The 11,301-nt window shown below is 45.1% G+C and carries 13 protein-coding genes; 5 read left to right on the forward strand and 8 right to left on the reverse strand.

Features of this window, described 5'->3' with window-relative positions:
* Window positions 1-25 precede the first annotated feature (25 nt).
* The 3 genes from ACT6PV_RS14470 to ACT6PV_RS14480 all read right to left on the reverse strand — a co-directional run bounded on the left by ACT6PV_RS14470 (window position 26) and on the right by ACT6PV_RS14480 (window position 1,355).
* Window positions 26-310, reverse strand: coding sequence for a GNAT family N-acetyltransferase (locus ACT6PV_RS14470; RefSeq protein WP_445116965.1), 285 nt, complete (start codon window positions 308-310; stop codon window positions 26-28).
* A gap of 36 nt (window positions 311-346) precedes the next feature.
* Window positions 347-634 (reverse strand): GNAT family N-acetyltransferase, encoded by a 288-nt coding sequence (locus ACT6PV_RS14475; RefSeq protein WP_445116966.1) that lies wholly within the window; start codon window positions 632-634, stop codon window positions 347-349.
* 115 nt (window positions 635-749) lie between these two features.
* Window positions 750-1,355, reverse strand: coding sequence for a LysE family translocator (locus ACT6PV_RS14480; RefSeq protein WP_445116967.1), 606 nt, complete (start codon window positions 1,353-1,355; stop codon window positions 750-752).
* A 421-nt stretch (window positions 1,356-1,776) separates the two neighbouring features.
* Between ACT6PV_RS14480 and ACT6PV_RS14485 the strand changes: the two genes are divergently transcribed.
* From ACT6PV_RS14485 to ACT6PV_RS14500, 4 genes are all read left to right on the forward strand, one after another.
* A complete protein-coding gene (locus ACT6PV_RS14485; RefSeq protein ID WP_445116968.1) occupies window positions 1,777-2,745 on the forward strand; it encodes a TerC family protein in 969 nt (322 codons plus the stop codon).
* Window positions 2,746-2,927: 182 nt separating this feature from the next.
* Entirely contained in the window at window positions 2,928-4,247 is a 1,320-nt protein-coding gene (guaD, locus tag ACT6PV_RS14490) for a guanine deaminase (protein ID WP_445116969.1), read from the forward strand.
* A gap of 242 nt (window positions 4,248-4,489) precedes the next feature.
* Window positions 4,490-5,017, forward strand: a complete 528-nt coding sequence (hpt, locus tag ACT6PV_RS14495; protein ID WP_445117135.1) for a hypoxanthine phosphoribosyltransferase — start codon at window positions 4,490-4,492, stop codon at window positions 5,015-5,017.
* A gap of 169 nt (window positions 5,018-5,186) precedes the next feature.
* A complete protein-coding gene (locus tag ACT6PV_RS14500) occupies window positions 5,187-5,438 on the forward strand; it encodes a GlsB/YeaQ/YmgE family stress response membrane protein (RefSeq protein ID WP_445116970.1) in 252 nt (83 codons plus the stop codon).
* A 71-nt stretch (window positions 5,439-5,509) separates the two neighbouring features.
* Here ACT6PV_RS14500 and ACT6PV_RS14505 read toward each other — a convergent pair whose 3' ends face one another.
* Window positions 5,510-6,211: a DsbC family protein gene (locus ACT6PV_RS14505; RefSeq protein WP_445116971.1), complete on the reverse strand. Its 702-nt coding sequence runs from the start codon at window positions 6,209-6,211 to the stop codon at window positions 5,510-5,512.
* Between the two features lie 59 nt (window positions 6,212-6,270).
* Window positions 6,271-7,254 (reverse strand): CDF family Co(II)/Ni(II) efflux transporter DmeF, encoded by a 984-nt coding sequence (dmeF, locus tag ACT6PV_RS14510; protein WP_445116972.1) that lies wholly within the window; start codon window positions 7,252-7,254, stop codon window positions 6,271-6,273.
* Between the two features lie 87 nt (window positions 7,255-7,341).
* On the opposite strand from dmeF, the gene ACT6PV_RS14515 reads away from it, so the two are divergent.
* On the forward strand, window positions 7,342-7,608 hold the full coding sequence (locus tag ACT6PV_RS14515) for a metal/formaldehyde-sensitive transcriptional repressor (RefSeq protein ID WP_445116973.1): 267 nt from the start codon (window positions 7,342-7,344) through the stop codon (window positions 7,606-7,608).
* Window positions 7,609-7,792: 184 nt separating this feature from the next.
* On the opposite strand, the gene mnmE is transcribed toward ACT6PV_RS14515, so the two are convergent.
* The 3 genes from mnmE to yidD all read right to left on the reverse strand — a co-directional run.
* Window positions 7,793-9,157, reverse strand: coding sequence for a tRNA uridine-5-carboxymethylaminomethyl(34) synthesis GTPase MnmE (gene mnmE / locus ACT6PV_RS14520; RefSeq protein WP_445116974.1), 1,365 nt, complete (start codon window positions 9,155-9,157; stop codon window positions 7,793-7,795).
* A gap of 86 nt (window positions 9,158-9,243) precedes the next feature.
* On the reverse strand, window positions 9,244-11,001 hold the full coding sequence (yidC, locus tag ACT6PV_RS14525) for a membrane protein insertase YidC (RefSeq protein WP_445116975.1): 1,758 nt from the start codon (window positions 10,999-11,001) through the stop codon (window positions 9,244-9,246).
* Window positions 11,002-11,006: 5 nt separating this feature from the next.
* Window positions 11,007-11,301, reverse strand: a 295-nt coding sequence (gene yidD / locus ACT6PV_RS14530; protein WP_445116976.1) for a membrane protein insertion efficiency factor YidD, incomplete at its 5' end; no start/stop codon positions are given.

Raw genomic sequence — 11,301 nt, forward strand, 5'->3', positions numbered from 1 at the left:
TTTTTTCTGGCTTGAACCTGTTCGTTTAAGCAGCCACATCCGCCAGGCTCGGATCCTGCTGAAATACAGATGCCACGTAGGAACAGGCCGGTACAATTTTTAAATTATTTTCACGGGAAAACTGTACCAGTTCATCCAGTAACTGACGGGCAATCCCCTGACCACGCAAAGCATCATCCACCCAGGTATGATCCGCGATGATCTGATGTTGATCACGCCACCGGTAGCTGATCTCAGCAATCCGCTTTCCCTGTTCATTGTCCAGGAAAAACTCACCATTCTGTGCATTATTCCGATGTTGAAATTGCATATTCATTGACCTGTTTCAGCTTTATTCAACCCGCGATCAGGTTTTCAGAACATCACGGATGGATGAATCCTTATCAAAAACTGATTTTGAAAAAGGGCACAGGGGAATCACTTTGATATTTTTTTCACGGGCCATTTCAACCACCCGAGCCAGCAATTTATTGCCAACACCCTGACCACGCAATTCATCACTGACAATGGTATGGTCAATAATCAGCATATTATCACCGGCCCATGTATAGGCCATTTCAGCCAGATGATAGCCGTCTTCGCCGATATAGAACTCACCTTTTTTTGAATCATCCTTATGTTTAATTTCCAGCATTCTTCTATCTCCTCGCGATCTAAACTGAACAAGCATGGCATAAATGATAATCTGACTCTATTGCGTTTTCTTGTCAGGACCCTTTACAGAACATTCATACCGTGGAAAATACATTCTATAAGCGCATCAGCCCCTGTAATGCAGAGTAACTGATCGGTACACAGAAAATAATCAATATGACCGTTGCTGTCCGCTGTAAATTACGTTGATTCAGCCATTTGATTTTGCCTGAATTTAAAAAATCACCCATATAAATCCAGAAAAACCCGATGGGAATCAACAACAGTAAAAAACTCAGCATATGGGAAATATATAAGTAACTGTCCGCCCAGGCGATGGGTGGAAATATGGCTGTGGCAAATAAAATCCCCTTGGGATTCAGCAAAGTTGCCACAAATAACTCTCTTTTCCTGATCATGTCCAGCGCAAGTGAAGCACTGTCTTCAAAAGAGGCCTTCCATAGTTTCAGTGCCAGATAAAAAATATAGGCCGCACTGCACAACTTCAATAACGGAGGTAGAGCCGGTGCAAAAATTGAAATCCGGTCTACCAGTATTCCCCAGAAGGTAATGGCAATCAGGTAACCAAAGGCTTCTGCGGGAATCAGTAATATTGATTTTCTGAAACCTGCATGTACACCGGATGATGCCAATAGTGTATTTGTCGGTCCCGGTGTCAATAAGATACTGGCAACCAATCCAATAAATAACCAGGAAACCATTTTTTCATCCGGCTATGCTGAGAGCACTTACCCTATAGTAAAGCCTGAAACAGGTCATTACTTTTTTAAATTATTTTGTGACAAAAATCAGCCACTCCAGACCATGTCTGCAGGCTGCTTTTATTGCACATTGAGCAAAAACATGCCATAATCAGGCCATATGGGTCATTCCATATCAAAATTTCGTTGAACAAGGGGAGTAGCCTCCTCCAGACATCACTGTGCTGAATCACACCATACGTGAGTTTAAATCAGTGATGTGTCAGATTATCGTCATTACACTTTGCAAAAAGTCGGTATCTGGGCATAGTCCTCTACAGGGTGATGCAGGCAAGACCTTGATCATGTTGATACAGATGTTTAATTCATCTGGCGACAGGTCAAGGTTTTTTTATGCCTGATTGCCAGATCTGGAGATTTTATGGAATCAATCGGCAATATCTGGCTTTATCTGGCATTCTTTATGATTGTCACGATCATGCTCATCATCGACTTTCTGGGCTTTAAACAAAAGGAAGGCCAGCAGGTTAAAATTAAAACAGCGGCCTGGTGGAGTATTGCCTGGGTTTCAGTAGCTATGCTCTTTGCAGGCGGTCTGTGGCTGTATATCCAGCAAACTGCCGGCGTGGCCATCGCCAACCAGAAAACCATGGAATATATTGCAGGCTATCTGCTGGAAAAATCACTGGCCATTGATAATGTGTTTGTATGGCTGATGATTTTTGCAGCATTTGCCATTCCGCCGGCATTGCAGCGTCAGATTCTGCTGTATGGCGTCCTTGGTGCAATTATATTACGGACCATCTTTATTTTTATCGGTGCCTGGTTCGTCCAGGAGTTTTCCTGGATTCTGTATATTTTCGGTGCTTTTCTGGTCTATACCGGATTTAAATTCTTAAAAGGGCAGGACGAAGGCGACAGCAATATCGAAGAAATGGCTCTACTGAAATGGTTACGCAAACATATGCGTATCACCCCACAGTTACAGGGCAATAAGTTCCTGATCCGTCAGAATGGAGCATTATGGGCCACACCGCTGTTGCTGGTTCTGATATTGGTTGAAGCATCTGACGTAATTTTCGCCGTGGATTCCATTCCTGCCATCTTTGCAGTCACCAGTGATCCGTTTATTGTGCTCACCGCAAATCTGATGGCCATTCTCGGTTTAAGGGCAATGTTTTTCCTACTGTCTGGCGCAGCATCAAAAATGCATTATCTGCCCTATGGCCTGGGAATTATCCTGTTGTTCATCGGTTTCAAAATGCTGATGCTGGATGTTTTTCATATGCCTGTATGGATTTCACTGAGCTTTATTGTCATTGTACTGGCCATCACTGCATGGTTATCCGTTCGTCATGCGAAAAAAACACAACAGCCATCACTGGAATAAACTGATCCATGGTAAAAAAGCCTTTTAGATAAAAGGCTTTTTTATTTTAGGGAGGATTACCTTCTGATCCTGCAAAAATCAGAGATGTGTAGCTTCATCCTGAGCAATTTTTCATAAAATCATGAGCGATTGATCCAGATCAGGTACAATCAACTGAAAAAAGTATCATCTGCAGGTTTTTTATGTCTATTTCCATCCCTTCAACTGCCATTCGTGGCCGCTTCCTGGACATCCAGAATATCGTTTCTCAGCCATCAGACATTGCTGAGCAGGTGCGTTATATTGAAGATGGTTTACTGATTACCGAACAGGGCAAAATCAAATGGTTCGGTGCCTGGCAGGACGGTCAGGCACAGCTTTCCGGACACAGTGAACTGCAGCATTATCCGGATCAGCTGATTATACCGGGTTTTATTGATATGCATATTCATTTTCCACAGACCGAAATGATCGGCGCTTATGGCGAGCAATTACTGCAATGGCTGAATAACTATACCTTTCCCACGGAAATGCAGTTTGAGGACAAGGCCTATGCAGACCAGATTGCAGCATTCTTTGTCCATGAATTACTGAAAAATGGAACCACCACTGCAATGGTGTTCTGTACCGTACATCCGCAGTCGGTCGATGCATTATTTGAAGCCGCAGCACAGTACCAGATGCGTTTAATTGCCGGGAAAGTCATGATGGACCGCCATGCACCGGATGCGCTGTGTGATACCGCAGAGAGCGCATATCAGGACTCCAGGCAACTGATTGAAAAATGGCATGGAAAGGGTCGGAATCTGTATGCCATTACCCCACGCTTTGCCCCCACCTCCACACCTGAACAACTGGCCAGGGCAGGACAGTTAAAAGCTGAATTTCCAGGGGTCTATGTACATACCCATTTAAGTGAAAATAAAAATGAAATTGCCTGGGTCAGAGAGTTATTTCCGGAACGGAGCAACTATCTGGATGTTTACCACCACTATGGTCTGACCGGTGAACGTTCTGTCTTTGCCCATTGTGTACATCTGGAAGATGCCGAATGGGACTGTATGCACAAGACAAACTCTGCAATTGCCTTTTGTCCCACCTCAAATCTGTTCCTGGGCAGCGGTTTATTTCCATTAAGCAAAAGCTGGGAAAAACAGGTCAGGGTCGGGCTGGGCACAGATATTGGTGCCGGAACTTCCTTCTGCCAGTTACAGACTCTGAATGAGGCTTACAAGGTGCAACAACTTCAGGGCAATCAACTATCAGCCTTTGAATCGCTTTACCACGCTACTTTAGGAGGTGCTGCTGCCTTACAGCTGGATGATCAGCTGGGAAATTTCAATGTCGGCAAAGAAGCTGATTTTGTGGTGCTGAACCTGAAAGCCACCGCCTTACAGCAATTGCGCCAGCAACGGGCCAGAACGATTGAAGATGCGCTATTTGCCCTGATGACGCTGGGTGACGAGCGTAATATTCAGGCCACCTACATTTATGGACAAAAAGCCTATGAACAAACAATCTGAACATGAAAAAAATCGCTCCCGGAAATCCGGCAAACGAAAATGGATACTGATGGGGGTGGTTTTTATCGGCTGTGCCTTGTTGCTAAAGCGGGATGCACACTGAACATGCATCTTTTTTAACAGGTAAATGTCAAAAAAGATGCATATCACTGTGATATGTTTTAAAATTGACTCATATTTCAGGTGTTGCAGGTCAACACCTTTTTTATTTTTGCACTGTTGATGTTGTAGGTATGTCCGTCATGACCATTGAAATGAATGTAATGATTTCAACTGAGGAAATTCAGAATAAAATCAGCGAACTGGGCAAGCAAATTGATGCACATTATGCAGCCAGTGACAAGGAACTGATTTTAGTCGGCTTACTGCGTGGTTCCGTTATTTTCATGGCAGATTTATGCCGTGCCATCAGCAAACCGCATGAACTTGATTTTATGACGGTTTCAAGTTACGGCAGCGGAACTACATCGTCCCGTGATGTAAAAATCCTGAAAGATCTGGACGGTGAAATTTACGGTAAAGATGTGCTGGTGATTGAAGATATCATTGATTCAGGCAATACGCTTGGTAAGGTATTGGACATTCTGGAAACCCGTCAGCCAAACTCCATAGAACTGTGTACCCTGGTGAGCAAACCATCACGCCGTGAAATTGAGCTGGATGTAAAATTCCTGGGGTTTGAAGTGGAAGATAAATTCATTGTCGGCTATGGCCTGGATTATGACCAGAAATACCGCCATCTGCCCTTTATTGGTGAAATTGGTCTATAAGGTCATGGCTGGAGCGGTCTGTCAGCTTGTTTCCAGTAAATATTGAACAAAAAAACAACATGATGTAGCAAAGCTCTACTTTGCAGCCTGTCTATATTCATGGAAGATAAAATCTGTATCAAATATCGCTTAACACATTAGAAACAAACGATAAAAAAGGAGAAATCTTATGATGTCAATTATCGTTGCCATTGTGATCGGTTTTATTGCAGGTCTGATTGCCCGTGCAATTCATCCAGGAGATGATAAAGCAGGTTTTATTGTAACCACCTTATTGGGTATTGTCGGTTCATTGGTGGCAACATACGGTGGCCGTTTACTGGGTCTGTATCCTGAAAACTCCTCTGCCGGCTTTATTGCTTCGGTCATTGGTGCCATTGTGGTTCTGTTTATTTATAACTTCATTGCCAAAAGAACCTGATTGTTCCATTCAGAGCATTACTTAAATAAAAAGCACCTGTTTTTCGGGTGCTTTTTATTTCCAGACAATTTTTATAAGCCTTTATCCTTCCAGACCTGCTCAATTTTTTCAGCAGGATAAGCTCCCATGACTTTATCACCACTGGAAAAAATAATGGCCGGGGTTCCCTGTAATCCCAGCTGTTTACCCAATTGCAAATTGCGTTCAACCGGTGTTTCACAACTGGCCGGTGCAGACGGTTTCATGCCATTCTGAATCAGGTTTTTCCAGGCATACTCCCGGTTTGCAGAACACCAAACCTGTTTTGATGGAATAATCGACTGTGTTTTAATCGGGTACATAAAAGTATAAATTGTCACATCATTCAACCGGGCTAAATTGCCCTCAAGCGTCTTGCAATAGGGGCAATTCGGGTCAGAAAAAATCACCAGCTGACGCTTTCCATTGCCCCTGACAGTTTTTAATGCGTCCTGTAAGGGCAGTTTTTTAAAATCAATCCTGTTGCGCTGCACAGCCAGGTCTTTAGTCAGATTGTGCCTATCCTTTAAACGGATCATGGAACCGACAAAAATATGCTGTGCGTCTTCATTCAGATAAACAATCTGGTTATCCAGGCTGCCACTATACAGGCCCTGCATTTCTGTTGCCTTCAAATCATTGATTTTAATATTCGGATAGTGCTGAGCCAGTTTTGCACTGACTGTATCCACACTGGCCAGGCTCAGACCGCTTAAACCCAGACTTAAACTGAAAATCAATAATTTTCTCAACATACATCCCCCGGATTCATGACCATTTTTCCAGAAGTGATTCTAAACTTAATACCATATCATCAATGTTTTAAATCTGTTTCTTTAAAAAATGAATGTGTTTCACGTGGAACAAACCTGAACATTGCAGCGGTATTAATTTCCACTGAAATATGCACCAGTTCCGGATAAATGCGAAGTGCTGCACGTACCTGATCTGCATTCATTTTATCTGTGGCTTGCAATGCAAGAATACAGGAGAATTTACCTTTTGCCACTTTCCATACATGCAGATCGGTGATGATCGGCTGGCCGGCCAGTTCACTGATGCTGTACCTGATCCTGTCCACCAGTGGATGATCCATTTCTGCATCCAGTAAGGTTTTACCGGTTTCCCTGATCAGTCCCATTGACCACTTTGCAACCAGAACCGCACCTATAATCCCCAGTAAGGCATCCATAAAGTCCCAGCCAAAGTATTTCCCGGCAAATAACGCAATAATGGCCAGGATTGAAGTCACCGCATCGGCCACCACATGCAAAAATGCAGCCTTCTGATTTAAATCCTGATGATGATGGGGATGCTGATCATGGTGAGAATGGTCATGCCCATGGTGATCATCATGTAATAACCATGCACAGACCAGATTGACCACCAATCCCAGCAGCGCAATGCAGATTGCTTCATTATAATGAATCTGAACCGGGTGAAATAAGCGTTCAACCGACTGAAAAGCCATGAATACAGCAACCACCATCAATAAAATTGCACTGCTGTAACCGGCCAGCACTTCAATTTTCCAGGTACCAAAACTGAAACGTGCATCCTGCGCATAATAACGGGCTGCCCGATAGGCCATATAAGCCAGTCCCAGCGCCAGCATATGGGAACTCATATGCCAGCCATCCGCCAGTAATGCCATGGAATTAAATAACCATCCCCCAAAAATTTCCAGCAGCATCATCACTGCTGTCAATACAGTCGCCAGCAGAATTTTCTTCTGCGCCATTGGATTTCCCCGATCAAACTGATGTGAATGCTGTCGATTGATGGCCTGAAATTGCATATTGTGTTACTCTTATATACTCCCTATCAGTATATTACTTATGATTCATATATACTATAGGGGAGTATCTATTTCAGGAAATAAAATATGAGCCATTTACATCAGGATAAAAAAATTCTGAACCGGGTCAAACGTCTGAAAGGACAAATAGCAGCGGTTGAAGATGTATTAAGCCAGGATACCTCATCCTGTATTGACGTACTCCAGCAGGTTGCTGCGATAAAGGGAGCCATTAACGGCTTAATGAATGAACTGGTTGAAGCTCACTTACGGCATCATGTATTAACAGACCCGGACAGGGTGGATGAATCTGAGTTACAGGAATTTTTAAAACTGCTGAAACGCTATGGCTGATCCAATATCTGCCATTCAGCAGCAATTAAATACGAAAAAAGCAGGAAATTCCCTGCCTTTTCGCTGTACTGCCAGTTTTAATTACTGAATAAACTCAATTCGCAACAACTTTGTATTTGCCAGCTGACGTGATGTTATTGCCATCAGAATACAACCCATTGTCAGAAAATGCTGCATGGTGCTGTTATTTTCCAATACAGAATGATCCAAAAATCTGCCCCAGCAGATCATCTGCACTGAAATCACCGGTAATTTCCCCCAGTGCATGCTGTGCCAAACGCAGTGACTCTGCCACCAGTTCACCGGCCTGATACACCACCAGTTGCTCATGTGCCTCGGCAAGATAGTGCTGAGTACGTTTCATTGCGTCCAGATGACGGGTCCGGGCAATAAAGCTATCTTCTTCCGGCTGAAAGCCTGCATGCGCTGTAACCGCCTCTATCAGCGTCTGAACGCCCATTTCCTGCCGCGCTGAGACGGTAATGTACCGGAATCCCTGGAAATCACTCAGTTCAGCAGTCTGACCGGTTAAATCACATTTGTTGCCAATCAGCATCAGCCGTCTGGGGTCCAGCTGCTCAGCGAAATAGTTTCTGGCCAGTTGCAGCGGATCTTCCCCCTGACTCAGATCATGCACCAGCAACAATAAATCTGCCTGTTCAATTTCCCTGATTGCACGGCGAATGCCTTCTTTCTCCACCACATCGCCTGTTTCACGTAAACCGGCCGTATCGGTCAGGGTAATCGGCAGACCATTTAAACTGATTTTTTCGTGCAGGACATCCCGGGTGGTTCCGGCAATATCAGTGACAATAGCCCGTTCAATCCCGGCCAGCGCATTCAGCAGACTGGATTTACCGGCATTGGGTTTACCGGCAATTACCACCTGTAAACCTTCCCGTAATAACTGTCCCTGACGGGCCGATTGCTGAACTGCGGTAACAGCCATCTGTACTTCCTGCAGTAATGCCAGAATTTTACCGTCTGCCAGGAAATCAATTTCCTCTTCCGGAAAATCAATGGCTGCTTCCACATGCAAACGCAGATGAATCAGTTTTTCCAGTACCGTGTTGACCTTCACTGAAAAGGCACCCTGCAGGGAACGCACTGCTGAGCGTGCTGCTGCCTGAGAGGTGGCATCAATTAAATCGGCAATGGCTTCTGCCTGAATCAGATCCATCCTGCCATTTTCAAAGGCCCGCATGGAAAACTCACCCGCCTGAGCTGCACTTGCACCCAGTTCAAGCAAATAGCCCAGCAGCGTATTCAGAATGACCGGGCCACCATGCCCCTGCAATTCGACCACGTCTTCACCGGTAAACGAATTTGGACCGGGAAAACAGATCACCAGCCCCTCATCCATGACCTGTCCCTGTGAATCATAAAAATGGCGAAAAGCGGCCATGCGCGATGCCGGCAGTTTTTTCCGGGTAAATGCTTCTGCGATGGCATATGAACGGGGTCCGGACAGGCGGATGATTCCCACACCACCACGACCGGGCGCTGTTGCAATTGCAGCAATTGTTGTCTGGGTCACCGGTGTAGCCATTGCCTTTGCCTCTCTGGATAATGTCAATAAAAAATCCGCTCAAGACTATCATCCCAAGCGGATTTTTTCAGCTGTTCAGTGACCTGTCAGGACTGACTGGCTGAGGTTGTTTCCTTGTTCAGTCGGGCTTTCTCAACACTTTTGTTGATAAAACTCTGCTGAAGAATCGTGATGGTGTTGTTGACAATCCAATATAAAACCAGGCCTGCCGGGAAGAACAGCATAAATACTGTAAACATGACCGGCATGATTTTAAACACCTTGGCCTGCATCGGATCTGCCGGTTGCGGATTCAGCATCTGCTGAATAAACATGGTCACGCCCATGATCAATGGCAGAATAAACCACGGATCCATGGCCGATAAATCCTGAATCCACAGCATCCACGGCGCATGACGCAGCTCAACCGACTCCATCAGCACCCAGTACAATGCCAGAAAAATCGGCATCTGAATCAACAGGGGCAGACAACCTGAAAGCGGATTGACCTGTTCACGCTTATACAACGCCATCATTTCCTGGGAAAACCGCATGCGGTCTTCACCGAATTCCTCTTTCATGCGCTGCATTTCAGGAGAAATCACCCGCATTTTTGCCATGGAACGATAACTCTTGGATGACAGCGGCCACAGAATTAACTTCACCATGACAGTCAGCAGAATGATCGACCAGCCCCAGTTGCCTACAATATTGTGGAAAAACTGCAGACCCATGAACAATAATTTGGCAATTGGCCATAACCAGCCATAATCCACGGTCTGGTTCAGTCCAACCGCCAGATCCTTCAGTTCAGACTGTTTTTTAGGGCCTGCATAGAACGTGGCATCAACATCCATGGACTTGCCGGCAGGAACATTGATGGTTGGCGAAGTAAACCCTATGATGTTCATCCCATCTGTGGCTTTACGTGATTCAAGTCTGGCCGTATAGGGCTGATTACCAAAATGTCCCGGAATCCAGGCACTTACAAAATAATGCTGCACCATGGCCACCCAGCCACCTTTTGCCTCGGTATTCAGCTTTTCCTCATTAAAATTGGCAAATTTTAATTTATTGTAGTGCGCATCAGGTGACCCCCACGCCCCACCAAGGAAAGTACCCAGGGTAAAGATTCCCTGGTCAGATTTGCCCGGGTCATCAGAATTATCACGTTTGATCTGACCAAACATCTGACCCTGCCAGTTTTTGCTGCTGCGGTTCACCACTTTATAACTGACATCAACCGGATAAGCACCCTGCCTGAAACTGAAGCTTTTGATGATTTCCACACCATCAGCAGTTTTATAGACCAGCGGAACCGTCAGTACTTTTTCAGTCTGACCATCCTTACTCCTTACATCTGCAGCATCGGCCAGTGTATAGGCAGCCTTGTCAAAATCGTAGTCCGGACGTCCGGCACTGTTACTGTCCGGGCCATTTAAACCAATGAGACCAGACTGAGCAACATAGGTGCGTTTTGCATCACTTTCCAGCATGACAAAAGGCTGATCACTGTTCTTGCTCTTATCATGATTCAGCAATTCAATACGTACAATATCTCCACCCTTTGGACTGATCCACAGATGGTAGAGATCGGTCTGTACTGAAATCAACTGCTGCTGATTTGCAGGTGCTGATGCAGCCGTATTCTGTTGTGCAGCCGGAACATTTGCCTGCGGAACATCCGTGGATGCTGCCGGCGCTGGATTGCTTGGCAAATCAGCAGATACATCACGTGCGACAACAGCAGTTTCAGCTGCTTTTGTCGGTTGTGCATGACCATAATCTTTTTGCCAAGCCAGAATGAGCAAATATGCGGTGACTAACATGGCTCCGAGAATTGCAAACCTGGCCCATTGTTGCATATCAATTACCCCAGATAATTAGAGTGGTTTTTGTTGAATAAACGCTCACGAAAGGGTACATGAACATGAAGCATTTGAGAATCCATTTGCTGAAATGAAATAAAACGTATTACTTTTGGCGGAACAGGATCATATCCATGGCCCCCCCAGGGATGACAACGACAGACCCGTCTGGCAGCCAGCCATCCACCTTTCATTGCACCATGCTGCTGAATGGCTTCCAGCGCATATTGAGAACAGGTCGGAACATAACGGCAACGGGGCCCGATAAGCGGGCTGATTGCAATTTGATAAAAACGA

The sequence above is a fragment of the Acinetobacter sp. WZC-1 genome (assembly GCF_052544965.1).